The organism is Pseudomonadota bacterium (assembly GCA_039028155.1).
Lineage (GTDB): Bacteria > Pseudomonadota > Alphaproteobacteria > SP197 > SP197 > JANQGO01.
The window spans coordinates 1-24,150 of record JBCCIS010000007.1; the positions used below are offsets into that span (position 1 = coordinate 1).

Below are 24,150 nucleotides of genomic sequence, written 5' to 3' on the forward strand. Positions count from 1 at the left end.
CCACGACCTCGACAAGAACGCCGCCGAGGATCTGATCAAGGCCGGCGCGACCTGGGCGGACTCGCCGCGCGCTGCCGCTGATGGTGCCGATGCGGTGTTTACCTGTTTGCCGTCGCCCAAGGCGGCGACCGCCGTTGTCGCCGGTCCGAACGGGGTTCTCGAGGGCATCGGCGATGGTGCCGCCTGGATCGAGATGAGCACCAACGACGCCGACGAGATTGAACGTCTGGCCGGCCTTCTGGCCGAGAAGGGCGCGGCGACGCTCGAGGCGCCGGTTACCGGCGGCGTCCATCGCGCGGCATCGGGCGAAATCACGGTTCTGGTCGGCGGCGACAAGGCTGTCTTTGACCAACACCGCCCGGCGCTGCAGGCCATGGGTGGCGAGATCTTCCACATGGGACCGTTGGGCAGCGCGTCCGTCATCAAGGTCATCACCAACATGCTGGCCTTCATCCATCTGGTCGCGGCGGGCGAGGCGCTGATGCTCGCCAAGCGCGGCGGCCTGGATCTCGCCCAGTCGTTCGAGGCGATCCGCGCGAGTTCCGGCAACAGCTTCGTGCACGAGACCGAAAGCCAGGTGATCCTGAACGGCAGCTACAACATCGGCTTCACCATGGACCTGGCTTTGAAGGACATGGGTTTCGCGCTCGGCATGGGCCGAAGCTTCGGCGTGCCGTTGGAATTGGCCGCCCTGGTCGACCAGTTCTTCGTGCGAGCACGCGAAGAGTACGGCGGCGACGCCTGGTCGTCCCAGGTCGTCAAGCTGCTGGAAGACGCGCTTGGCACCGACCTGCGCGCCGACGGTTTTCCGGCGGTGCTGGAGGGCTGACCTCACGCTCCACAAAGGGAAACGGTCGCGTCAATCAAACGTCGACGTTGTCTCGGAGCCGGCTTGCCGCTTTTGCTTCGCGGCGTCAGGCGTTGTCATGTAGCGCCACACGCCGAATGCCACGAACAGGAAGGCGGTCGCCGCCGTCACGACGACAAAGCCGTGGGGGTTCCAGATATCCATGCCGCCGCCGGCCAGAACCGGGCCGGCAATGCTGCCGATATGGGTGATCATGACGAAGGCGGCGGTTGCCGCGCCCAGCTGGCCCGGGCCGAACAGTTCGCCCAGCCGGACCAGGCCCAGGGTATAGAGGCCGCCGCCACCGGCACCCCAGATGAACAGCAGGATCCAAAGCATCAGCGTGTTGTGGAAGACGACCGGCAGCAGCAGCGTCGCGATCAAGATGACGACGCCGCACAGAATGAGCAGCAGACGGCGGTTCACATGGTCGGCCATCCAGCCGACGGGGATGGGTGCTGTCATGCCGCCGATGACCAGTGCGCTTAGGAGCGTGACCGCCTCGGCTTCGCTCAGACCGCTGCGCAATCCGTAGATCGGCAACTGCACGAAAAGCGCGACAAAGAGGACCCCTTCGACCAGGGCCGACAGCATCGGTGTCGGCGCCTTGCGGATGGCGGTGATCAGGCGGGTGCGATGTTCGTAGCTGGCGGCGGGTGCGGTGCCGAACGCCATCAAGAGCGGCGACATGGCGAGCATGATCAGGCAGGCGCTGGCGATGAACGGCAGGCTGCCTTCGGTGCCCATGACGCCCAGCACGATCGGACCGCAGAACATGCCGGCGGAAAACAGGGCGCCGTTCAGGCCGATGATTTTGCCGCGGTTCTGGTCGGTGACTGCCGCATTGACCCAGATCTCGCTGCCGACCCAGTGGAACAGCATGCCGAAGCCGACGAGATAGCGCAGCACCATCCAGGCCCAGATGTTCTCCGTCAGCGTGAAGGCCAGGATAACGATGACGTCGATGGCCCCGCTCAGAAACAGAAGGTTCAAAAGGCCGATCCGTTTGACCAGCATCGGCACGAGCGGTGCAAACATGATCGCCGCGACGTAGGGCAGCGCAGCGTTAATGCCGTTCATGGTCGTGCTGACGCCTCGCGCCTCCAGGTTCAGGGCGACCAGCGGATTGAACAGTCCGACATTGATGCCGATCACCGCCATGCCGATCAAGACGGCTGTCAGGCCGCGTCGCCGCTGGGATGGCGTCAGGTCGGAGGTCGGTACTGGTGTTGTCATGGGGTTACCTGGGGGGCGAGACAGAATGGCGCGCGCGAAGACGCGCCAAGCGGGGATAACGGGGCCTTCGTGGTTGTCAGTGGGGCTTCAGCCTGGCGATGGTGAAACGCCTGCCAGACCTGGTATGCGGATAGTAGTCCCACAGCGCCATGTGTTGGGTAACCCGATTATCCCAGAGCGCCACCGAATTCGTTCGCCAGCGGAAGCGGCACTGAAAGCGAGGATGGCGGATGTGGTCGAACAGAAACTGCAGCATCGAGTCGCTTTCGGCTTGCTCCAATTCCATGATGCGGGTGGTAAAGATCTCATTGACGAACAGGGATTTGCGTCCACTGTCCGGGTCTGAGGCGACCACCGGATGGACGTTGGCCGGGTAAACGCCGTCGCGCGAGTTGGCGAGGTCGTAATCGAAGTAACGGCCGAAGTCGTGCTGGGAATCGTGGCGGGCGGTCAGGCCTTGAAGTGTCTGTTTCATGCTGTCGGAAAGGGCGTCATAGGCGGCGATGGCGCTGGCGAAGATCGTGTCTCCGCCGGTCCTGGGTACATCGTAAAGGTGCAGGATGCTGCCCATGGGCGGCGCTTCGTCGCATGAAACGTCGGAGTGGAACAGGCGCCCGGAATAGGTCTTCGAGTTGGCATCGGTGTGGATCGCGATGACGCCGGGATGACCTTCGATATCCGGTTCGGTCGGATGGGTATGCGGGGCGCCCAGACTGCAGCCAAGTGCCGAGAGGCTTCCGGCATCAAGCGGCTGGTCGCGGAAGAAGATCACCAGATGGTCGTTAAGCGCCTGCAGCACGGCCTGGCGGTCGGCCGCGCTGAGCGGTTGAGTCAAGTCGATGCCGGACACCTCCGCGCCGATGGTCGGGGTCAACGGATCGATCTCGAGGCTTTTGCGCATGACATCACCCGGTGTTTGCAATGCGCTCACGCTAGAGCAGATCCCGGCATGATGGAATCGCTTCGCGAGGCCGTCGAGACGGGAGAGTCCGATCAACTGCGCATTGCCAGGGTAGGCAAGCAGCGACCAACAAAAAAGTGGGGCGCGGGCCCTATGCGGCCCGCGCCCCGGAAACAGATAACAGGATTGATCAGACGCTGTAGTACATGTCGAACTCGATCGGATGGGTCGTCGTCTCGAAGCGCAGGACTTCTTCCCACTTGAGATCGGCGTAACCCTCGATCAGGTCGTCGGTGAAGACGTCGCCCTTTTTCAGGAAGTCGCTGTCGGCCTCAAGGCTTTCCAACGCCTGGCGCAAGGAACCGCAGACCGTCGGCACGTCCTGCAGTTCTTCCGGCGGCAGGTCGTAGAGGTTCTTGTCCATCGCGTCACCGGGATGGATCTTGTTCTCGATGCCGTCGATGCCGGCCATCAGCATCGCCGAGAAGGCGAGGTAGGGGTTGCACGTCGGGTCGGGGAAACGGATCTCCACACGCTTGCCGTTGGGCGAGGCCGCGAACGGAATGCGGCACGAGGCCGAGCGGTTGCGCGAGCTATAGGCCAACAGGACCGGCGCTTCGAAACCCGGCACCAGGCGTTTGTAGCTGTTGGTCGACGCATTGGTGAAGGCGTTCAGCGCCTTGGCGTGTTTGATGATGCCACCGATATAGAACAGCGCGGTCTCCGAGAGATCGGCATAGCCGGTACCGGCGAACAGCGGCTTGCCGTCCTTCCAGATCGACTGATGGGTGTGCATGCCCGATCCGTTGTCATACATGACAGGCTTCGGCATGAATGTCGCGGTCTTGCCGTAGCTGTGCGCGACCTGATGCACGACGTACTTGTACTTCTGCACATCGTCGGCCGACTTCACCAGCGTGTCATAGGTGACGCCCAGCTCATGCTGGGCCGGCGCCACTTCGTGATGGTGCTTGTCGATCGGCACGCCCATGGAGGCCATGGTGGTCAACATCTCCGCGCGGATCTCGCTGCCGCGGTCGACCGGCGCGACCGGGAAGTAGCCGCCCTTGTCGCGCGGCCGGTGACCCTGGTTGCCCTCTTCGTAGAAGGTGCCGGAGTTGTAAGGGCCTTCGTCGGAATCAAGGTCGTAGAACGTGTGATCGGCGTCGATGGAAAAGCGCACGCTGTCGAAGATGAAGAACTCCAGCTCCGGTCCAAAAAAGGCGGTATCGCCGATGCCGGAGTAGCTCAGATAGGCTTCCGCGCGCTTGGCGGTGGAGCGGGGATCGCGGCTATAGGCTTGGCCGGTCGACGGTTCGATGATGTCGCAGTTGATGACCATGGTCGGCTGCGGCTCGAACGGATCCATCACGGCAGACGAGGGGTCGGGGATCAGCGTCATGTCGGATTCGTTGATCGCTTTCCAGCCGGCGATCGAGGAACCGTCGAACATGATGCCGTCGGTGAAGAAGTCTTCGTCGACCATGCGGTTGGCGATGGTCAGATGCTGCCACTTGCCGCGCGGATCGGTGAAGCGGAGATCGACAAACGGGATGTCGTCATCCTTGATCTGCTTGAGAAGGCTTTCGGCGTCGGACACGGCTGTTGCTCCTTGAATGCGAGAGTGTTGATGCGGTGAGGGTGGGTTCAGATGGCGTCGGGACCGCGCTCGCCGGTGCGAATGCGGATGACGTCTTCGATCGGTGTGACAAAAATCTTGCCGTCGCCAATACGCCCGGTGCGCGCGGCGTCCTGAATGGCGTCGACCGCCCGGTCGACCAGGTTGTCGTCCAGGACCAGCTCGATCTTCACCTTGGGTAGGAAGTCGACGACATACTCGGCGCCACGGTAAAGCTCCGTGTGGCCCTTCTGTCGGCCGAAGCCCTTGGCCTCGATCACGGTCAAGCCCTGCAGGCCGATTTCGTGCAGCGCTTCCTTAACCTCATCCAGCTTGAACGGCTTGATGATGGCTTCGATCTTTTTCATGACGGGTCTGGTATCCGGGTTGGTGCGGTGTGTTTCGACGTCATAAGAGCACGTCGCGTGCCAAGTGCCTGGAGATTCGTTGTTGTATTTTTATCAATAAGTTAAGATAGAAATCTCATGTCGAGAATGAGTTGAGTATGCTGCCTAATTAGGCGTCTGCCTAAATTTTGGTCAGTTGCGGCAGCCATGGTGCTGCGGCAAGGTGCGCCCGGCGTTTCCGGGAGGTCGTTATGAAACCCGCCAATCAGGTGATGGACGGTCTGGGCACGACCGTTTTTGAGGTCATGTCGCGGCTGGCAATCGAGCACGGCTCGATCAATCTGGGCCAGGGCTTCCCCGACGAGGACGGACCGGAAGACGTGCGACGGGCGGCCGCCGATGCCTTGATGGCCGGCCCCAATCAGTATCCGCCCATGGCCGGTCTGCCAGAACTGCGCCAGGCGATCGCCGCCCACGCGGCGCGGTTTTATGGTCTCGATGTCGACTGGCAGCGCGAGGTGCTGGTGACCTCCGGCGCGACGGAGGCGCTGGCCGACTGTTTCTTTGGCCTGCTGAACCCGGGTGACGAGGTTATCCTGCTCGAGCCACTTTATGACTCTTATCCGCCTATCGTGGCGCGCGCCGGCGCGGTGCCGCGTTACGTTCGCCTGGAACCGCCGGACTGGACGCTGCCGAAGGCAGCGTTGGAAGAGGCGTTTGGCCCGAAGACGAAAGCGATCCTCTTGAACACGCCGATGAACCCGGCATCAAAGGTCTTCAGCGCCGAGGAGTTGTCGGCCATCGCCGAACTCTGCGTGCGTCACGATGTCGTCGCCATATGTGACGAGGTTTACGAGCACCTGGTGTTCGATGGCGCCGACCACCTGCCGCTCATCAATCTGCCGGGCATGCGCGAGCGAACCCTGCGGATCGGCTCGGCGGGCAAGATCTTCTCGCTGACGGGGTGGAAGGTCGGCTGGGTGGTCGGTGCGCCGGAACTGCTGGCGCCGATCATGAAGACCCATCAGTTCATGACCTTCACCACGCCACCGGACCTGCAGAAGGCGGTGGCCTATGGGCTTGCCAAGGACGATGGTTACTTCAGCGACTTGGCCGGCGACATGCAGGCCAAGCGCGACCGGCTTTCGGCCGGGCTCGCCCGCGCCGGTTTCGACGTCCTGCCGTCCGGCGGCACCTACTTCGTCAGCGCTGACTTCAGGCCGTTGGGTTTCAACGGCACAGACGAAGAGTTCTGTCGGCTCATCACGTTGGAAGCCGGCGTCACCGCGGTGCCGGTCAGCGCGTTCTATCGCACCGGCGAGGTGCACCACCTCGCGCGCTTCTGCTTTTCCAAACAGGACGACATTTTGGACGAAGCTTCAGACAGGCTGGCCAAACGGTTCGCAGCCTAGCGCAACAATCGACGGATCGAGATCAGGTCCAGCTGCGCACCGGGCCGGAGTCGACGTGCAGGAAGTCGGAGCGGGCATAGTAGCCGACGCCGCCCGCCTCCAGGTCAAGCGCGACAGCCCGCATCGATGCGGTGTCACGGTTGGGCATACGCACGTCGATTGCCTTGCCAACCATGTGATAGCTGTTCTTCGCAACGCCGCCGTTCTGTTCCGCCAGCATCGCATTGGTTGCCGGTGACCGGTAACCGCAGACGACATAAAAGGGTTTGTCCGAACCCAAGCGCACACGCATGGCAGCCAGGATATCGAGCACCGCCGGATCGGTCGGATGCGTTTCGTTGCTGCGGTGGTCGCGAAGAATGTGGTCGATCTCGGCGAGCGCGTCGATCAAGACGTTGCCCTGCTCATAGTAGGGGACATTCAACTTTTCGCCGGTCCACTGATGTTCGAACGAAATCGTCCGAACATCCCGGCTCAAGCTCTCCTCGACCCATTGTGGTTTCGGCTCGGGAATTGGCACGCCCGAGGCAATGTCAAACTCAGGTTTTGTGCCGGGCAGGGGGACGGCCAAGGCTCTGCCCGTCTCCACCGCCGAAAAGCTTGCTGTGGCGGCCAAACCGCCGGCAACCATACGAAGTGCGCTGCGCCGGCTCAGCCCCCGGCGCGCAACGCCGTCCCTAACCTTCATCGGTGTGCCCCGAATTGTGTACTCCCTCAATGGAGAGGGTCTAGCAACTTCCGGAGTAGCGTGTAAAGGACACGCCAGGAATCGGCGCGATCGCGGGCGCGCGGGTCTAGGTCAACTATATGAGAATAAACAGAAAAAGGGCGTTGTCACAGTTTGGTCAGTGATATTGCCCCAACCGGTGGTATCACTCGAAAGTAGTAGTGTGGCGGAAATGTGGCGGCGATTGTTGCAGTTGTGTTGCAGCCGCGAAAACGCCGCGCCCCGCCAAATCGACGGGGCGCAAAAGTTATTTTATTTCAAGTGACTAAGGTAAGTTCTTGTTGTCAGTTGGCAACTTCGGTCAAGGCCGCGGTGATGGTCGGCGAATCGGGGGTGTCGAAATGTTCAATTTCGAGCCCGTCGAGGGTTTCCATCAACGACACCAGGCTGGCGTGACCATTGTTATCCACTGCCACCAGCTGCTCAGACAGCGCCTGATCGTAACCGTAGATATCCTTGCGATAGTGAACGCGGCCGTCGTCGTCGGCCCAAGCGGTCACGTAGACCAGGTCGACCGGGATCGGTTCGGCCAGGCGTTGGTAGTGAGGCCGCGGCGCGTCCATGGCGGTCAGGATCTCATCGGGCGTCCACGCCTTGTCCAGACCATCAAGCACGAAGTCGGCCAGCTCGACCGGCGAGCCGACGCGCACGCAGCCATGGCTCAGGCTCCGTTCGGCTTCGGTGAACAGGTGCCTTGAGCCGGTGTCGTGCAGGTAGATGTCCAAATCGTTCGACAGCGAAAAGCGGATCATACCAAGCGCGTTCGACGGGCCAGGCTCCTGACGCAGCATGTAGGGCAGATAGCTGGTCGAATAGCTCATCCAGTCGACGCTGGCGGGGTCCACCTCGACATTGGCCGACCAGTCGGCGAACACACGGAAGTTGTTGTCGGTCAGATAGGTCGGGTCTTGCTGGATCTTCGGCAGCAGTTCGCGCCGGGCGATACGCTCGGGCACCGTCCAGGTCGGCGCGAACTTCACGTTGACGATCTGGTCGGCCAGCAACGGTGTCTTGTGGCGCGGCTTACCGACGATCACCGGCATGGTCAGCGCGACCTCGCCGTCGTGATAGGCAGTCAGCTGATAGCCCGCGACATTGATGACGATATGACGTCCGGTGAACAGCGAGGGGTCGGGCAGCCAACGCAGCCGCTCCAGGTTGACGGCGATCGTCTGCATGCGCTCGGCCGGCGACATGTTGAGGGCGGTCATCGTCTTCGGCCCGATGACGCCATCGTCCTCGAGCCCGTGGCGGCGCTGGAAGGCCTCGACAGCGGCGACAAGCGCGTCGTCATAAACCTCGCTTCGGGCATCAAGGCGCTGGTCGACCGGGTTGACCGGACGCGGCACGCGATAATCGCCCAACGTGATCAGCCGGTCGCGGATCTCAGGAATGCGCGCGTCTGCCTCGCCGGCACGGATCAGGCCCTGACGTTCTAGATCTTCCCAGGGCAGGGGCGCCAGATAGCTGAGTTCGGAAAACTCAACCACCAGGGCGCCGTAACTGCCATGAAGCGGCGCGGTGCTATGGAGCCACGCGCCGAAATCCCGGGCACCCAGACCGTCTATCAGCAGGTCGACCGGATCGACGGCGGCATCGATCCGCGAGTGCCAGTTCGTTGCGCTGGGGTCGGCGCGGCCGGACGCCTGGTCGCCGACATAAGCAAGCATGGCCGAGGAGAGGGCCAGATCGATATAGGTAACCCCCTCAACCGAAAGACTTTCCGGCGGCAGAGCCATCAGCTGGCTCAATGTGTCAGCGCCGTACCGCGTGTTGTTGATTCCGTGCCAATTCGAGACGTCCAGTACCGCGATGGCATCATGGGCCCGGGCGGACCAGCCGGTCTTCTGCCACCAGATCGGCTGATAGCCTGTGCCCGCGTAGAGCGCACGCAAATCACCGGTCAAATCGGTCTCGATAGCCCCGGAATCGCCATAAAGCGCCGCCAACAGGCGGTTTGTGACGTCACCTTTGTCGGGCGCTGCTGCAGCTGCGGCGGGAAAGAGTGCGAGGGCAACAACAACCAAAAACGCTGAAATACGGATCATCTGGTCCCATCCTGGGTAAATCGTCCCTCACCCGTCGCAACATGTGGGCCAGAACATGGCGGATTACAGGGGGTGGGGGCGCAAATGTGTGTGACGTCACAGATCTGGCGGTCGATCGCCATCGCCTCGGCCAACGCCTCAGCGCCGCCCAAACGCCAGTAGATGGACCGCCAGCGCGATCATCAGCGAACCGGTCACGATGTTCTGGATTCTCAGCCACAGCGGGTGGCGCGCCAGCAACTGGCGCAGCGAGCCGCTGGCCAGAGCCGTGCTCGTCAATGCGACGAGGCCACAGGCGATCAGGATGGCGCCCAGGATCGCGATTTGCAGTCCGACCGACCCGCGGGTTGGATCGGCGAACTGTGGGAGGAACGCCAAGAAGAACAGTAGAATCTTAGGGTTAAGTAGGTTTGTTAAGAGGCCCTGTAAATAGATGGTCGCCCATTGGCTGGTGTCAGGCGGGCCGTTCTCGGCCAGGCTCGCGCGGCTGCGGATCAGCCGATAGCCCATCCACAAAAGATAGGCCGCGCCGACATAACGGATGACATCGAACGCTGTATCGGACTCCGCGACCAGGGCCGCCAGGCCGAGTGCGACGAGAAGGGTGTGGACCACCAGCCCGGAGACGATACCGGCGACGGAGACCAGGCCGGCCCGGCTGCCGTGAGCGAGACCTCGTGCGAATACGTAAGTAAGATCCGGGCCCGGCGTGATCGAGATAACGACGCTGGCGGTCAAGAAGACAGCGAAAGCCGCTGGGTCGGGCAACAGGCTCACTGCGTGCGCTCCAGAAAGTCGGCGATGCGCGCGACGGCGGTGCGGATGTCATCGCCGGATGCGGCATATGAAAACCGCAGAAAACCTTCGCCCATGGCGCCGAAGCTGGTGCCGTGAATGGTGGCGACACCACATTCCTCCAAGAGGTCGTGGCCCAACTCGCGGGCCGTGCGTCCGGTTCCTTCGATGTTCGGGAACGCATAGAAGGCGCCGAGCGGCGTCTGACACCGGAATCCCGGCAGGCCATTCAGCAACTCGACGATCAGCTTGCGCCGTTCATCGAAGGCTTCGCGCATGGCGTCGACGCAACCCTGGGGACCAGTCAGCGCCGCCAGCGCAGCGTGCTGGGTCGCCGCGTTGGTGCAGGAGTTCGCGTTAACGATTAGCTTGTCGATCATGGGAACCAGCGCCCCAGGCCACACCCCATAGCCAATACGCCAGCCGGTCATCGCATAAGTCTTCGACCAGCCGTCCAAGAGGATGACACGGTCGCGAATGGCGGAAAAGCTCAAAAGTGAACGATGTTCACGGTTGTCATAAAGCAGTCTGCTGTAAATCTCGTCGGACAGAACGGTGATGTCGGGCCAGTTTTCGAGACCTTCGACGAGGCGTTCGAGGGCGTCGTCATCGATCACCCCACCGGTCGGGTTGGCCGGACTGTTCAGGATGATCAGACGGGTGCGCTCATTCAGATTGGCGAGCACCGCGTCGGCATCGAAGGAGAACCCTTTGTCCTCATGAAGCGCGATCGGCACGGGCTTGGCGCCGGTGTAACGGATCATCGACTCATAGATGGGGAAACCGGGATTGGGATATAGGATCTCGGTGCCCGGCTCGCCGAACATGAGGATGGCGAAGAACATGGTCATCTTGCCGCCGGGCACGATCATGACCTGCCCGGGGCTTACCTCGACACCGCGATGGGCCAGAACGTCGGCGGCGACCGCCTCGCGCAGGGCCGGAATGCCGGGCGCCGGCGTGTAGCCGTGATGACCGTCATGGAGCGCTTTGACCGCGGCGTCGACGATGTGGTCCGGCGTCTTGAAGTCCGGTTGACCGATGCCGAGGTTAATGATGTCGCGGCCCTGGCCGGCGAGTTCGGTGGCGCGTGCGAGCACGGCAAACGCTGTCTCGGAGCCCAGATTATCGAGATTGGCCGCTGTCTTCATGACCGCGCGTGTCCCCCTCAGAACGCCAGATCGCGGTTGACCCGGATAGGGGTTGATCGTACAGAAGCGGCGGTTAAGCAAGCGTTTCGGATGGTGGCTGTAGCTCAGTTGGTTAGAGCGCCTGGTTGTGGTCCAGGAGGCCGTGGGTTCGAATCCCATCAGCCACCCCATCGCGCCTTACCCTCCACGATGTGAACGGCATGGCTCAGCCCATCGGTTATGGTGGCGCGATGGTGCGATGTCTCATGGCCGTCGTTGCGGCCGCCTTCTGCGTGCCTGGCGCGGCCACAGCCTTCTTTGATCCGATTACCGAGGCGTGTCAGCCACCGGTCATGACCGGCGTTGCCAAAGCCATCGACGGCAACACGCTGACATTGGCAACGGCGGGCGGGGGCACCATTGTCATTCGCCTGCACGCCATCGACGCGCCCGACATGATCCAGACATGCCGTGTCGGCGAAGATATCTGGGACTGCGGTCGCGAAGCCAAAGCAACCCTTGCCGGTCTTGTCGACGGCCGGGAGCTCGCCTGTCTGGCCTGCGGCGTAGATGAGAGAGGACGTACCCTTGCGACGTGTTTGGATGGGGAAACCGACATCGGTGTGGCCATGGTTCGGTCGGGCATGGCGCTTGGCCGGGCGTTTTTCAGCAACGCGCTCAACGCGTCGCAGGCCCGGGCGAAGATTGACGGCATCGGCATGTGGCGCGGCGACTTTGTCGACCCCGATGCGTGGCGGCGCGGCGAACGGCTTGGTGAGGAGCCGTGTCGCGGTTGCACATCGCCTTGAGTGAAAAGACAAGGTTCCATGACATGAATGTACCGCGCCTGGTTCAGCCGTCTTGTGTTCGCGGGCGGGCAATGCCCTAATGCCCGCCATGTTGAGACTTTTCTGTTTGATCGGCGTCGGCGTCGGCCTTCTGCCGCTGCTTTATGCGCCGCCGGCCATGGCCGATTGCACCGACCTGCCCAGGCCGGGCGTGAACTGGCGCAATTGCGATCTCAGCCGGTCCGACTTTCCCGGCATCGACGTCACCGGCGCCAACATGCGTGGCGCGACCTTGAGCAATTCCGATCTAAAGGACGCCAACTTCTCGCGCATCGACGGGTACCGCGCCCGGTTTGTCGAATCGATCCTGACCGGCGCCGTGTTCGATGACGCCAGCCTGACCGACGCCCGTTTCGATCGCGCCGACCTGTCGGGCGCCTCGTTTCGCGGCGTCAACGCGCGCAACAGCAAGTACCTGTTCGCCGATTTGACCAATGTCGATTTCACCGACGCCAACCTCAGAAGCGCCGACTTCACCGGCGCCAATCTCTCCGGCGCGACATGGACCGATGGCGAGACAATCTGCGCCGAGGGTTCGGTCGGCGTCTGCCGCTAGCGGGTCGCGGCGATCACTTTCGCCGTCCTTTGGTCAACGCGTCGACCACGCCGCCGGCCATCGCCATGCCGGGCAGCACTAGAAAAATACCCGCGATGGTCAGCCAGCCGGGAACCTCGGCGAGAAACAGCCAGCCCAGGATCGGCGTCAGCACAGGCACCAACACCATAATCAGCGCGGCGCGCGGCGCGCCGATCGAATGGATCGCGCGGGTATACATGATTGGCGCGAGCACGCCTGCGATCAGGCCCTGATAGACGAATTGAAGGCCGATATCACCGAAGCCGGCGTCACCGAGGCTGCTGGCGCCCCATGCTAGAAAAAGCGGCGTGTACCAAATGAGCGAGATGACCGAGATCACCGCGACGTTGCTCATCGGCCGCAGGCCGTAGACGCGCGTGCCGACCGTAAACGCCGCCCACATCGCCGAGGCGGCAAGGAACAGGCCATAGCCCGCCCAGGTGCCCGTCAGTTCGCCCTCCAGGCCGATCAGCGCCAACGCGCAAAGGACCAGGGCTAGGCCGATCCATCGCAGACCGCCTGGCCGCTCCCGCAGCCATGCCCAGGCAAGCAGGGTGGCAAAAACCGGCAGAGAACCGGTAATAACGACCGCCGCTTGAGCGGCAGGCGCCAACTCCATGCCGGCAACGGATGTGATGCTGTAGGGCACGCCGCCGAAGGCCGCCATGATGAACAACCCCCGCCAGCCCAGGCGGCGGATTTCATGCCAGCGGATAATGAAGATCGGCAGTGTCACGAGGCCGGCGGCTAGGAACCGCAGAAAGGTGATGTCCGGCGCCGTGAGGTCGTGGGTCGCGCCATAACGCGACACGACCATCCAGCCGGCCCACAGGTTGGCGACCAGGAATCCGAACAGGATGCCCAGGGCCATATGTCTGCGATCCGGCGGTACCATGCGGGAACTCCACGGAGGGGCAGGCTGCTTAACCGCCCGGACGGCCGGCGTCCACGCGGCAATTGTCCCGATTGACACAAGAGCGTCCGGCGCGAAATGATCGCGGCGAACAGATAAGAGGCGAACGATGTCGACCGACCAGGAATCTCGTGGCGATTGCGACAAGCCATCGCTCACCTTGCGCCAGGCCGCCGGTCCCGATGACATGACAGCGACCCGAGAGCTTTTCATGTCTTACGCGAAGTCTTTGGGATTTAAGACGTGTTTTCAGGGGTTTGATAAGGAAATTGAATCTTTGCCGGGAGAGTATGCGCCACCGAAGGGGCGCCTGCTCCTGGCCGAACGTGACGGCGATATCCTTGGCGTCATCGCGCTGCGGTCGATGGGCGAGGGCGGCGCCTGCGAGATCAAGCGGCTCTACGTGGAGCCGGGTGCGCGGGGCATGGCGTTGGGGCGCCGCCTGACCGAGGCGGTCCTGGGCGAGGCGCGCGACCTCGGCTGCCGCAGCGTGCGGCTGGAGACTCTGCCGTCCATGGTGGCCGCGAACGTGATTTATGACGATCTGGGTTTCGAAGTCATTGCCTCGGACAACGCACCGTCGCCGGACGTCATCACCAAGGAACTCAGGCTCTAGGCGGCGTTGAGCGCCTGGTCGAGGTCGTCGATCAGGTCGGTGACCGTCTCGATGCCGATCGAGAGCCTGATCACGTCGTCGCCGGCGCCGGCGGCTTCCCGCTCCGCCGGTTCGAGCTGACGGTGGGTCGTGCTGGCCGGATGGATGATCAGACTTCTGGTATCGCCGATATTGGCGAGGTGGCTGAACAGGTTGACGGTCTCGACAACCCGGGTGCCGGCGTCAAAACCACCTTTCACGCCAAAGGTGAAGACACTGCCGTAACCGTCTTTTAAATAACGATTTGCTAACTCATGGTAGGGATTTGCCGGCAAGCCGGCATAGGACACCCAGGCGACCTTGGGATGGGTCTCCAGGAACGTCGCGACGGCCAGCGCGTTGTCGCATTGACGCTGCATCCGAAGCGGCAGCGTCTCGCAGCCGGTGATCAGGTTGAAGGCGTTGGTTGGCGACAATGCGGGGCCGAAGTCGCGCAGCGCCACGGCGCGCGCCTTCATGGTGAAGCCGAAGTCGCCGAAGGTCTCGGCGAAGGTGAGGCCATGATAAGCCGGCTCCGGCTCGGTCATGCCGGGGAACTTGCCGCTGGCGAACCAGTCGAAGGTGCCGGCCTCCACGATCACGCCGCCCATGGAGTTGCCATGGCCGCCGATGAACTTGGTCGCGGAATGCACGACGATGTCTGCGCCCCAATGGATCGGCTGGCACAGATAGGGCGTCGCCATGGTGTTGTCGACGACCAACGGGATCTTGTGCTTGCGGGCCAGCGCCACCAGCGGTTCTAGGTCGACAATGATGCCGCCGGGATTGGCCAGTGCCTCAACGAAGAGGGCCTTCGTGTTCACCTGGATGGCCGCCTCGACGGCGCCCAGATCGTTGGGGTCGACCAGGGTCGAGGTCCAGCCGATCTTCGGGAACGTGCGGGTGAACTGGGTGACCGATCCGCCATAGAGGTACTTCGACGCGACGATATGATCGCCCGGTTCCAGCAGGGTGAAGAAACACAGGAATTGGGCGGCATGGCCGGAACCGCAGGCGACGGCGGCGCGGCCGTCCTCCAGGCTCGCGATGCGTTCCTCGAACACCGCGACCGTCGGGTTCGTAATGCGCGAATAGATGTAGCCGAAGGTCTGAAGGTTGAAGAGGGAGGCCGCGTGGTCGACATCGTCGAAAACGAAGCTGGTGGTCTGATAGATCGGCGTGGCGCGCGCGCCGGTCACCGGATCGGGCCGCGCGCCGGCATGGACCGCCTTGGTTTCGATGCCATAGGTCTTGCCGTCGCTGTCCGCCATGGGCCTTTCCGTCTACTGCAGGGTGTAAGGGTCGCCGTCGGCGTCGTAGCTGCACTTCGAGTAACCGTCGCACAGCGCGCCGATCCATAACTCGCCGGTCTTCTGCCAATCAACGGTCCAGCCACAGCCGCCCAGGATCAGGCAAACGGTGGCGACGACGCTCAAACGGAGCGCCCGTTTCATGGCGCCCGCAACGCCTTGGCGGTGATGATGCCGGAATTGATGCCGCCCCAGGAGAGCTCGCCCGACAGGCGGCCGTACTCGATCTTGGGGCACCGGTTCATGACGACTTTGAGTCCGGCCGCCTCGGCTCGCGCGGCGGCCTCGTCGTTTCGCACGAGAAGCTGCATCCAGATGACCTCGATGCCCTTGTCGTCTTTGAGCGCGATGGCTTCGTCGACAATCGCGCCGGCAGCTTCGGAATTGCGGAAGATATCGACCATCTGGAACGGGCCGGGCGTCTCGGCCAGCGAGCTATAAACGGTCTCGTCCAAAATCGTCTGGCCGGCGGCACCGGGGTTGATGGGCAGCACGCGATAGCCTTTGACCTGCAGGTACTTCATCACGAAGAAGCTGGGCCGGACCCATTTCGGGCTGGCGCCGACCATGGCGATCGTGCGGCATCGGCGCAGGATGTCGCGCAGGTAAGCGTCGTCGTAATGATCGTGGTTCATGCGCTCACTCGCCGGTCCACACGGGATCGCGTTTTTCGATGAACGCATCGATGCCTTCGCCGGCATCGCGGGCCAGCATGTTCCGCGTCATGACCTCGCTGGCATAGCGGTAGGCGTCGTCCAGCGGCATCTCGACCTGGCGGTAGAACGCTTCCTTGCCGATGGCGAGCGTCAGTGGTGATTTCGCCGCGATCGATCCGGCGAGTTCGAGCACGGTTTCCGGCAGGCGCTCGGGCTCGGCGACACGGTTGATCAGGCCGATCGAGACGGCCCAATCGGGGTCGACGAGCTCGCCGGTCAACAGCATTTCCATCGCCGCCTTGCGCCCGACATTGCGTGACAGCGCCACCATGGGCGTCGAGCAGAAGAGCCCGATGTTGACGCCCGGTGTTGCAAAGCGCGCTTCGGTCGAGGCGATGGCGAGATCGCAGCTTGCGACCAACTGGCACCCGGCCGCCGTCGCGATGCCCTGGACCTGCGCGATGACGGGCTTCGGCAGGCGTACGATCGATGTCATGAGCTGGCTGCATTGGCCGAACAAGGCGTTGTAATAGTTGCGACCCGGGTTGGCGCGGATCTCCTTCAAGTCATGGCCGGCGCAAAACGCGGGGCCGTCAGCCGCCAGCACGACCACGTGAACCGCCTTGTCGGCCGCAATGGCACTAAGCGCGTCCTGCAACTCGGTCATCAACCCGACCGACAGCGCATTGCGTTGTTTCGGCCGGTTCAGCGTCAGCACGGTGACCCCGTTGTCATGGTCGTCGCGCAGTAGGATGTCGTCGGTGTCGGTCATGGCGGGGCAGTGTGCGGGTGCTGTGTAGCCGGCGCAAGAACCTTACTCGTTCAGGAAACCGCGGCGTTCCTGGCGGCGAGATCGGCTTCCTCCGAACGCAGGACGCCATCGATCATGACATAGGTCGTCGGATCGTCGGACGGGTCGACGAGGTCGCGGGCCGATGCGACCAGTGGCGGAATCGTCTTCTGGCGCGCCAGGCTGACGCGGTCGATGTCGGCTTCACTGATGCCGATATCGAAATGGCCGAAGCCGTGGCCGTCGGGCGCGCCGCCCAGATCGAGCAGGCGCTCGAGCAGGGCTTCGGACCGGTACATCTTGTCGAGCGCGGCATTCAGTTCGCGCTCGGCGAGATCCCTCTCGCCCCAGCCGGTGAAGATCAGGCTGTGGTAGAAAAACTGACTGACGCAGTCGGTCAGTGGCACCATCAGGCGGTTGATCGCTTCGATGGCGCTTTTGCCACCATCCTTGGGCATCAGATGTTTGGCCTGGCTGGGCTGGGGCAGGGCGTCCGGCGCTTCCAGCCATCCGTTCAGCCTGTCCAGATAGGCGATTTCGACCTTGCGGCAGGAATTCAGGACGTCCGTTGTCGCCGTATCACCGGCGCACGCGGCGATCGCCTTGTCGAGAACCGCGATCAGGCGCTCGGTCAGCGCGCGGTTGGAGAGGAGGGCGCCAACGACGTCGCCGGCCAGATCCAGATCGATGGCGTCCCGGCTGCGCGGCGTGCCGTCGAGAGCCGACAGGCGCACGACCAGCACCTCCGCAAGCTGCATTTTGACGATCCATTCCCGGTGCTCGGCACGGCCAATCTCGGTGATGCCCCATGCTCTCAGAGCCCGTGAATGGAAGAAAAGCTGGTTGATGCCGTCGACAACCGGGTCCAGAACGTCCTGGAGGGCCTCCACGCTGGCGCTGTTGCTGGCGGTTTTCGGGTCGGTCATAAGGTCTGAAACATGCTGGGAACGTCCTGTGGGCGGGGACGCATCCTGGCAGCGCGAAACCGGGCCCACAAGGGAACCCTGAAAGCGTTGACAGCCCGGCCTTTTATGGTAGTTTCCGCCGCCCTGGGCTGCGGCGGCTCTCGAAGCGCTCGCGGCCCCTGAATTTTTGGGACATGGTACGTTATGAAGACTTACGTCGCGACGCCCGCGAACGTGGAGCGTAAATGGTACGTCATCGATGCCGAGGGCATGGTCCTGGGCCGCATGGCGACCGAAATCGCCAAGATCCTGCGTGGCAAGCACAAGCCGACCTTTTCGCCTCACGTCGATTGCGGCGATTACGTCGTCGTCGTCAATGCCGAGAAGGTGGCGCTGACCGGCAACAAGCGCGATCAGAAGACGTTCTATTGGCACACCGGCTGGGTCGGTGGCGTCAAGGGCCGCACCATGGGCGAACGCCTGGAAAGCGATCATCCCGAGCGGGTGGTGATCAAGGCGGTCGAACGCATGATCACGCGCAACCCCTTGGGCCGCGACGTCATGACGAAGCTGAAGGTCTACGCCGGTCCCGATCACCCGCATGAGGCCCAGAACCCCGAAGTGCTGGATCTCGCGAGCCGTAACCGCAAGAACAAGAGGGCTGCCTGACCATGGCTGGTACCGAACTTTCCGAAGCGCTCGAGCAAGCGACCGAGACCGTCGAGCAGGCCGCGCCCGTCGAACTGCCGGAACCGCAGATCGACGACAAGAGCCGCGCCTACGCGACCGGTAAGCGCAAGGACGCGATCGCCCGCGTGTGGATCCGCCCGGGTAGCGGACGCATCGTCGTCAACGGCCGCGAGGTCGAGAAGTATTTCCCGCGGCCCACGTGGCGCCTGATCATGAACCAGCCGTTCCAGGCCGCCGGCCGTGGCGAGCAGTACGACGTCTTTGCCACCGTCAGGGGCGGTGGGCTGTCCGGTCAAGCCGGCGCCATCCGTCACGGCATCAGCAAGGCGCTTTCGCTTTATGAGCCGGCGCTGCGCGCGACGCTCAAGAAGGGCGGTTTCCTGACCCGCGACCCGCGCGTCGTCGAGCGCAAGAAGTACGGCAAGCGCAAGGCGCGCCGCAGCTTCCAGTTCTCGAAGCGCTAAGCGACAAGCAGCACAACAGAGTCGGCAGTAAATGCGGCGCTTCCAGATACTGGAAGCGCCGTTTCTTTTACCCAGATGGGCGGCGGCTAAATGCCGAGGCCGCTCAGGCTCTGACCCACGGGTCCGGTGAGATGACTGTCTGCTTATTCAGGCAAAGAAACAGCCGGGACAGTCCTGTCCCGGCGATTGGCGGTGACCGGTGAACGACCCCGCTGTTCGGTCCGGCGCAGTTGCCCTTGAAGAGCGCGACATCATGGTCGCCAAGGCGCTCTAAAGGACCGTTGTAGTCCTTTTGACCGGTGATGGCTTCTTCGGCTTGCGCCATGCGAACCCACTGTGTCGTGGGTCCGCGATAGGTTGTGACCAAGCGCGCTTCAACGGTGTCGCGATGAAACTTCCAGCAGGCATCGTGATCGACCCTCTCCAGCCGGACATCAACGCTGTCGCTATCGGTGATGGCGGCAAAGGCGCGAACGAGACGGTCGATGTCGTCGACCAGGTGATCGCGCATGTCACATGCGGCCATCCCACATTTATCCAGCAATGGCTCAAGGGCGTGCTGAAGATCGTCAGGCTGGACGAGGATCCGCAGATAAGGAAGTGACTCAACGTCCAAACGATCGAGCCAATCACTCACGGGCGAGGGCAGTGATCGCTGCCAAATCACGAGTTCTGTGCCTGGCTCTTTGATGGTGGCGAGACCGTCTCTCGTCTCCACTGTCCGAACGCCATCCATCAACGCGACAGGCTCTACGTCGACCAACGCGACAGGCTCTACGTCGACGCGATGTTCTGGGGTCACGGGAGCCGTGGTGAAATCCCACGCATTTTGTCGAGCCGATGTCATGCCGCGGTCTCGGCGCGCTGCCAAGCCGGGAACGGGTCGGGCAAGTCGACGAACGATTCGGGACCTATGGCAAGGTCGTCGGGGACGAGGCAGGCGTCCAGCCTGGCCTTCAGTTCCGACCAGTCGATCCCACTGCCGATGAAGACAATCTCCTGGCGCCGGTCGCCCCAGGGCTCCTCCCAATGCGCCCGCATGTAGGCGCGCGCTCTTTCCTCATCCGGCCAGCGCTCTCGCGGAACGGAGGCCCACCAAATGCCGAGCGGACTGACCGAAGACAGCGAACCCGCAAGGGAGAACTCTGCGACCCAGTCCGGTCGCGTGGCCATCCAGAAATGCCCCTTGGCACGGATCACGCCGGGCATTTCACCGGTCAGCACATCGTGGATACGTTCCGGTACGAACGGCCGGCGGGCGCGGTAGACGAAGCTCACCACCCCGTACTCCTCGGTCTCCGGCACATGATCGGCGTAGCCGTAGAGTTCTTTGGCCCACATCGGATGCTCGTGGGCCTTCTCATAATCGAAGAGCCCGGTATCGAGGATCGATTCTGAGGGAACATCGGAATGGTTGGTCTCGATGACCTGCGCGTCCGCGTTCAGGCTGCGGATGATCTTGCGCGCGGCGTCAAGCTGATATGTCTCGGCATCGCCGGCCTTGTTGAGAATGATCACATCGGCGAACTCGATCTGGTCGGTCAAAAGATGGACGAGGGTACGTTCGTCTTCCTCACCCATCGTTTCGCCCCGGTCGCGCAAGAAATCCTGACTGGCGTAGTCGCGCAGCAGGTTCACCGCATCCACGACCGTCACCATGGTGTCGAGGCGGGCGACATCGGACAGGCTCTCACCGTCAACGTCGCGAAAGTCGAACGTGGCGGCGACAGGCAAGGGCTCGGAGATGCCGGTCGACTCAATCAACAAGTAGTCGAAACGGCCCTCCCCGGCGAGGCGTCGTACCTCGTCGAGGAGGTCATCACGCAGCGTGCAACATATGCAGCCGTTCGACATCTCAACCAGGGTTTCGTCGGTGCGACTCAACTCGGTATCGGCGCGCACCAAGTCTGCGTCGATGTTCACTTCCGACATGTCATTGACGATCACGGCGACACGCCGACCCTCGCGGTTGTTCAGGATGCGGTTCAGCAGCGTCGTTTTGCCGGCGCCGAGAAAACCAGACAACACGGTAACCGGAAGGCGTGAGTCTTGAGTATCCATGACTTCGTCCACTTCCATTAGGAGCCAAGCGCTTGCGCGAGCGTTGTCGCGTTGTGGCGCATCATGTCGAGATAGGTCGAAGCCGGACCGTCCGATCCGGAGAGTGCATCGGAATACAGCGTGCCGCCGACCGTTGCGTTGGTCTCGCTGGCGATCTGTTCCAGCAGCCGGTTGTCGGTGATCGACTCAACGAATACCGCAGAAATCTCTTCGTCGCGGATTTGCGTGATCAGCTCGGCCACATCTGCCGCGGATGGCTCGCTTTCGGTGCTGAGCCCCTGCGGAGCCTCGAAGACGAGACCATAACGATCCGCGAAATACCCGAAGGCATCATGAGATGTCACGACAGTGCGGGCGTCTGCTGGCAGTGCATCGACAAGCGCAAGGATCTCGGCGTCGAGTGACTGCATTTCAGCGACATAAGCTTCAGCATTGGCCTGATAGTCCTGGGCGTTGTCGGGATCGGCCTGGGCAAGCGCTTGGGCGATGTTCATGGCATAGATCTCACCAGCGGCGAGGCTTTGCCAGGCATGCGGGTCGAAGGCACCGTGGTGATGGTCGTCGTGGCCTGACTCGGCATGGTCGTCGTGGTCGTCATGATCATCGTGGTCGGCGTGATCGTCGTGGTCGGCATGATCGTCATGATCATCGTGGTCGGCATGATCGTCGTGATCATCATGGCCGTCATCGTCGTGGTGCTCATCGCCTTCTTCGAAGGCAATCGGCTCGATACCCTGGGTGGCGACAACGCGCGTGCCATTGAAATCTGAAGCGTCAACCAGGCGGTCGATCCAGCCTTCGAACTCGAGCCCGTTGACGAAAAGGACCTCGGCGCTGCTGACGGCGCGGGCGTCAGCTGGGGTAGGCTGGTAGACATGCGCATCGCCATCCGGGCCGACGAGTGTCGTGACCTCTACGTGCTCACCCCCAATGCGCCCAACCATGTCGCCGAGGATCGAGAAGGTCGCCACGACGGGGACTGGCTCGTCCGACTGCGCGAGAGTAGGCGTCGCCAGTGACAGAGCGAAAACCGTCGCGGCTGACTTCAGAAGGATTCTGCGGGTCGTCATGGTGTTTCCTTTCATGTTTCGAAACCAGGGCGCGGCTTGACGCGCGCGATAAGTCCGCCTGCCGGTCCCAACACCAGCGACAATCCGTAGGCGATACCGGCCACGAGGATGATCGCCGGCCCAGATGGCAGGCTGTAGTGGTAGGAGAGCAACAGGCCGATGAGGCTCGACAGAACGGCCACAGTGACCGCGACAAAGACAAGGCCGCCGATGCTGACGGCCCAAAAGCGCGCTGCTGCCGCGGGCAGGATCATGATGCCAACCACCATGAGCGTACCGAGCGCATGAAAACCGCCGACAAGGTTCAGCACCACGAGAGCAAGGAAGGTGAAATGCGTGACCGCACTAAGCCCGCTGACCGAGCGCAAAAATTGGGGGTCGGCGCACTCCAAGACCAGCGGCCGGAAGAGGGCCGCCAGAACTAGTACGGACAGGCTCGCGATTGAGCACAAGAGGATCAGGGCCGCGTCATCAAGCGCCAGCACTGTGCCGAAAAGCACGTGCATCAGATCCACGTTGCTGCCGCGGGTCGAGACGATCAGCACGCCCAGTGCAAGCGAGATCAGATAAAAGGCTGCCAGACTTGCATCCTCGCGCAGGGCCGTAACGCGGGCGACAAAGCCCGAGAGCAGGGCCACGGCCATGCCGGCGATCAGGCCCCCGATGGTCATCGCGCCGAGCGAGAGCCCCGCGATTAGATAGCCTATGGCGGCGCCGGGCAGGATCGCGTGGGCCATCGCGTCCCCGGTTAGGCTCATCCGCCGCAACATCAGGAACACGCCGACTGGAGTCGCGCCGATGGAAATCGCGATGCAGCCGAGCAGTGCGCGGCGCATGAAGCCGAAATCGGCAAAGGGCTGGAAGACGGCGTCCCAAATCATGCCGCACTCCGTCCACGGGAATGTGGCGGGCCCGCGCTAGCCTCGCACATTTGCCGGGCACGAAACTGGTTCTCAGCGGTGAGGACCTGTTCCGTCGGCCCATAGGCGACGAGCTCGCGCGCCAGCATGAGTGCGTCGGGGAAGTGCGCGCGGACCGTATCGTGATCATGCAGTACGGCGAGCACCGTCCGGCCTTCGCCATGCCATCGCCGCACGACGCTGATGAGATCGGCCATGGTGCGGGCGTCAATCGCGGTGAAGGGCTCATCCAGCAGAACCAAACGGGCATCCTGCAAGAGAAGCCGCGCGAACAACGCACGCTGCATCTGACCGCCAGACAGCGATCCGATAGGGCGGAGTTCAAACCCGGTCAGGCCCACAGCCGCGATCGCGGCATCGACGCGTGCCCGACGCTTCCGTCCGAGCCAACCAAAGGGACCGATCTCGCGCCATAGACCCATGGCGACAAGATCGACCACCGAAATCGGGAACGCCCGGTCGATGTCTACTTGCTGCGGCAGATAGGCGATGTCGTCGCGGCCCAGCGAACCGAACGCCACTTGACCTTCCAGCGGCTCGAGCGTTCCGATCACGCCCTTCAGCAGGGTTGACTTGCCCGCACCGTTTGGGCCCACGATGGCTGTGAGACTTCCCTCGGCTATCTCCGCCTGAAGATGACGGACCGCCGGATGACGGTCATAGCCCAGCGTAAGGTTCTGGAAGGTGAGCGCGGTGTTCATGGGCCCCCCGGTGTCGAGGTCGCCCAGAAGAAGCCCGCCCAAAGCGCCACCACAACCAGCGCCGCTACGGCCAACCGGGTTCCCGCCCCGAAGTGAAGCAGACGCAGCATTGACCGTCGTTCCGTCATGCCGGCACTTTCCCGGCGGCGCAGGATGCACATCTCCCGTGCACCTCAATCACGTGCCGGGCAGGGGAAAAGCCGGACTTGCCGGTAATGCGCGAAAGCGCCTTCAGCAGATCGGGTGCGGCGCTTTCTTCAACGGCGCCGCAGTCATCGCAAATCGACAGGATCGAATCGTGGTGCTGGCAGTCGCCCGCGCAAGCAATGTAGGCGTTTAGCGACTCAACGCGACGAACGGACCCGCGGTCTTCAAGCGCGGACAGTGCCCGGTAGATCGTCGGCGGCGCGATCTTTGGATTGGCCTCGCTCAACACGCGCAGAACATCGTAGGCAGACTGCGGCTCGTGGCGCCAGCGCAGGACCGCCAGCACCTCCGCCTGCATCTTCTCTCCCCGCTTGCCCATGCAACTTCTCCATCCACGTCACTC

Annotated in this window: 27 protein-coding genes and 1 tRNA gene; 8 read left to right on the top strand and 20 right to left on the bottom strand. The window is 62.8% G+C overall.

The window, feature by feature from the left end:
• A partial coding sequence (locus AAF563_05350) for an NAD(P)-dependent oxidoreductase (protein MEM7120682.1) occupies window positions 1-829 on the top strand: 829 nt, incomplete at its 5' end.
• Window positions 830-859: 30 nt separating this feature from the next.
• Here the strand turns inward: AAF563_05350 and AAF563_05355 are convergent.
• The 4 genes from AAF563_05355 to AAF563_05370 all read right to left on the bottom strand — a co-directional run bounded on the left by AAF563_05355 (window position 860) and on the right by AAF563_05370 (window position 4,970).
• On the bottom strand, window positions 860-2,083 hold the full coding sequence (locus AAF563_05355; GenBank protein ID MEM7120683.1) for an MFS transporter: 1,224 nt from the start codon (window positions 2,081-2,083) through the stop codon (window positions 860-862).
• Between the two features lie 76 nt (window positions 2,084-2,159).
• On the bottom strand, window positions 2,160-2,984 hold the full coding sequence (locus AAF563_05360; protein ID MEM7120684.1) for a TauD/TfdA family dioxygenase: 825 nt from the start codon (window positions 2,982-2,984) through the stop codon (window positions 2,160-2,162).
• 190 nt (window positions 2,985-3,174) lie between these two features.
• Window positions 3,175-4,584, bottom strand: coding sequence for a type I glutamate--ammonia ligase (gene glnA / locus AAF563_05365; GenBank protein ID MEM7120685.1), 1,410 nt, complete (start codon window positions 4,582-4,584; stop codon window positions 3,175-3,177).
• A 47-nt stretch (window positions 4,585-4,631) separates the two neighbouring features.
• The gene (locus tag AAF563_05370) at window positions 4,632-4,970 is read right to left on the bottom strand and encodes a P-II family nitrogen regulator (protein MEM7120686.1); all 339 of its coding nucleotides are present in this window, start codon (window positions 4,968-4,970) and stop codon (window positions 4,632-4,634) included.
• Window positions 4,971-5,200: 230 nt separating this feature from the next.
• Between AAF563_05370 and AAF563_05375 the strand changes: the two genes are divergently transcribed.
• Window positions 5,201-6,361 carry an aminotransferase gene (locus tag AAF563_05375; GenBank protein MEM7120687.1) on the top strand — a complete coding sequence of 387 codons (1,161 nt, stop codon included), beginning with the start codon at window positions 5,201-5,203 and terminating at the stop codon, window positions 6,359-6,361.
• A gap of 22 nt (window positions 6,362-6,383) precedes the next feature.
• Here AAF563_05375 and AAF563_05380 read toward each other — a convergent pair whose 3' ends face one another.
• The 4 genes from AAF563_05380 to AAF563_05395 all read right to left on the bottom strand — a co-directional run bounded on the left by AAF563_05380 (window position 6,384) and on the right by AAF563_05395 (window position 11,082).
• Window positions 6,384-7,049 (bottom strand): DUF882 domain-containing protein, encoded by a 666-nt coding sequence (locus AAF563_05380; protein MEM7120688.1) that lies wholly within the window; start codon window positions 7,047-7,049, stop codon window positions 6,384-6,386.
• 323 nt (window positions 7,050-7,372) lie between these two features.
• On the bottom strand, window positions 7,373-9,136 hold the full coding sequence (locus tag AAF563_05385; GenBank protein ID MEM7120689.1) for a L,D-transpeptidase family protein: 1,764 nt from the start codon (window positions 9,134-9,136) through the stop codon (window positions 7,373-7,375).
• Between the two features lie 138 nt (window positions 9,137-9,274).
• The gene (locus AAF563_05390; protein MEM7120690.1) at window positions 9,275-9,913 is read right to left on the bottom strand and encodes a LysE family translocator; all 639 of its coding nucleotides are present in this window, start codon (window positions 9,911-9,913) and stop codon (window positions 9,275-9,277) included.
• Window positions 9,910-11,082 carry a pyridoxal phosphate-dependent aminotransferase gene (locus AAF563_05395; protein MEM7120691.1) on the bottom strand — a complete coding sequence of 391 codons (1,173 nt, stop codon included), beginning with the start codon at window positions 11,080-11,082 and terminating at the stop codon, window positions 9,910-9,912. Before AAF563_05395 ends, AAF563_05390 begins: the two co-directional genes overlap by 4 nt.
• Before the next feature lie 93 nt (window positions 11,083-11,175).
• Between AAF563_05395 and AAF563_05400 the strand changes: the two genes are divergently transcribed.
• The 3 genes from AAF563_05400 to AAF563_05410 all read left to right on the top strand — a co-directional run bounded on the left by AAF563_05400 (window position 11,176) and on the right by AAF563_05410 (window position 12,465).
• A tRNA-His gene (locus AAF563_05400) sits at window positions 11,176-11,252 on the top strand.
• Between the two features lie 30 nt (window positions 11,253-11,282).
• Window positions 11,283-11,870 carry a thermonuclease family protein gene (locus tag AAF563_05405; protein MEM7120692.1) on the top strand — a complete coding sequence of 196 codons (588 nt, stop codon included), beginning with the start codon at window positions 11,283-11,285 and terminating at the stop codon, window positions 11,868-11,870.
• 88 nt (window positions 11,871-11,958) lie between these two features.
• Window positions 11,959-12,465, top strand: a complete 507-nt coding sequence (locus AAF563_05410) for a pentapeptide repeat-containing protein (GenBank protein MEM7120693.1) — start codon at window positions 11,959-11,961, stop codon at window positions 12,463-12,465.
• A gap of 13 nt (window positions 12,466-12,478) precedes the next feature.
• On the opposite strand, the gene AAF563_05415 is transcribed toward AAF563_05410, so the two are convergent.
• The gene (locus AAF563_05415; GenBank protein MEM7120694.1) at window positions 12,479-13,381 is read right to left on the bottom strand and encodes a DMT family transporter; all 903 of its coding nucleotides are present in this window, start codon (window positions 13,379-13,381) and stop codon (window positions 12,479-12,481) included.
• 127 nt (window positions 13,382-13,508) lie between these two features.
• Here AAF563_05415 and AAF563_05420 point away from each other — a divergent pair, with 127 nt between their 5' ends.
• Complete coding sequence (locus AAF563_05420; protein ID MEM7120695.1) at window positions 13,509-14,015, top strand: GNAT family N-acetyltransferase; 507 nt, start codon at window positions 13,509-13,511, stop codon at window positions 14,013-14,015.
• On the opposite strand, the gene AAF563_05425 is transcribed toward AAF563_05420, so the two are convergent.
• From AAF563_05425 to AAF563_05445, 5 genes are read right to left on the bottom strand one after another with little or no spacing between them, the layout of a single operon-like run.
• Window positions 14,012-15,304, bottom strand: coding sequence for an O-acetylhomoserine aminocarboxypropyltransferase (locus AAF563_05425; protein MEM7120696.1), 1,293 nt, complete (start codon window positions 15,302-15,304; stop codon window positions 14,012-14,014). The genes AAF563_05420 and AAF563_05425 overlap by 4 nt on opposite strands.
• A gap of 12 nt (window positions 15,305-15,316) precedes the next feature.
• Complete coding sequence (locus tag AAF563_05430) at window positions 15,317-15,487, bottom strand: hypothetical protein (protein MEM7120697.1); 171 nt, start codon at window positions 15,485-15,487, stop codon at window positions 15,317-15,319.
• Window positions 15,484-15,978, bottom strand: coding sequence for a CoA-binding protein (locus AAF563_05435; protein ID MEM7120698.1), 495 nt, complete (start codon window positions 15,976-15,978; stop codon window positions 15,484-15,486). The genes AAF563_05430 and AAF563_05435 overlap by 4 nt, the downstream gene beginning before the upstream one ends.
• Window positions 15,979-15,982: 4 nt before the next feature.
• Complete coding sequence (locus tag AAF563_05440) at window positions 15,983-16,771, bottom strand: enoyl-CoA hydratase (protein MEM7120699.1); 789 nt, start codon at window positions 16,769-16,771, stop codon at window positions 15,983-15,985.
• Between the two features lie 50 nt (window positions 16,772-16,821).
• On the bottom strand, window positions 16,822-17,715 hold the full coding sequence (locus AAF563_05445) for a ferritin-like domain-containing protein (protein MEM7120700.1): 894 nt from the start codon (window positions 17,713-17,715) through the stop codon (window positions 16,822-16,824).
• Window positions 17,716-17,898: 183 nt separating this feature from the next.
• On the opposite strand from AAF563_05445, the gene rplM reads away from it, so the two are divergent.
• Together rplM and rpsI are read left to right on the top strand one after the other, a co-directional pair.
• On the top strand, window positions 17,899-18,363 hold the full coding sequence (rplM, locus tag AAF563_05450; GenBank protein ID MEM7120701.1) for a 50S ribosomal protein L13: 465 nt from the start codon (window positions 17,899-17,901) through the stop codon (window positions 18,361-18,363).
• A gap of 2 nt (window positions 18,364-18,365) precedes the next feature.
• Window positions 18,366-18,848 (top strand): 30S ribosomal protein S9, encoded by a 483-nt coding sequence (rpsI, locus tag AAF563_05455; GenBank protein ID MEM7120702.1) that lies wholly within the window; start codon window positions 18,366-18,368, stop codon window positions 18,846-18,848.
• A gap of 103 nt (window positions 18,849-18,951) precedes the next feature.
• Here rpsI and AAF563_05460 read toward each other — a convergent pair whose 3' ends face one another.
• From AAF563_05460 to AAF563_05485, 6 genes are all read right to left on the bottom strand, one after another.
• A complete protein-coding gene (locus AAF563_05460; GenBank protein MEM7120703.1) occupies window positions 18,952-19,695 on the bottom strand; it encodes a DUF1826 domain-containing protein in 744 nt (247 codons plus the stop codon).
• Window positions 19,692-20,909: a GTP-binding protein gene (locus AAF563_05465; GenBank protein ID MEM7120704.1), complete on the bottom strand. Its 1,218-nt coding sequence runs from the start codon at window positions 20,907-20,909 to the stop codon at window positions 19,692-19,694. Before AAF563_05465 ends, AAF563_05460 begins: the two co-directional genes overlap by 4 nt.
• Before the next feature lie 17 nt (window positions 20,910-20,926).
• Window positions 20,927-21,979: a metal ABC transporter substrate-binding protein gene (locus AAF563_05470; GenBank protein MEM7120705.1), complete on the bottom strand. Its 1,053-nt coding sequence runs from the start codon at window positions 21,977-21,979 to the stop codon at window positions 20,927-20,929.
• Between the two features lie 11 nt (window positions 21,980-21,990).
• A complete protein-coding gene (locus tag AAF563_05475; protein MEM7120706.1) occupies window positions 21,991-22,860 on the bottom strand; it encodes a metal ABC transporter permease in 870 nt (289 codons plus the stop codon).
• Entirely contained in the window at window positions 22,857-23,600 is a 744-nt protein-coding gene (gene aztA / locus AAF563_05480) for a zinc ABC transporter ATP-binding protein AztA (protein MEM7120707.1), read from the bottom strand. The genes AAF563_05475 and aztA overlap by 4 nt, the downstream gene beginning before the upstream one ends.
• A 124-nt stretch (window positions 23,601-23,724) precedes the next feature.
• Window positions 23,725-24,126, bottom strand: coding sequence for a Fur family transcriptional regulator (locus tag AAF563_05485; GenBank protein ID MEM7120708.1), 402 nt, complete (start codon window positions 24,124-24,126; stop codon window positions 23,725-23,727).
• Window positions 24,127-24,150: the final 24 nt, after the last annotated feature.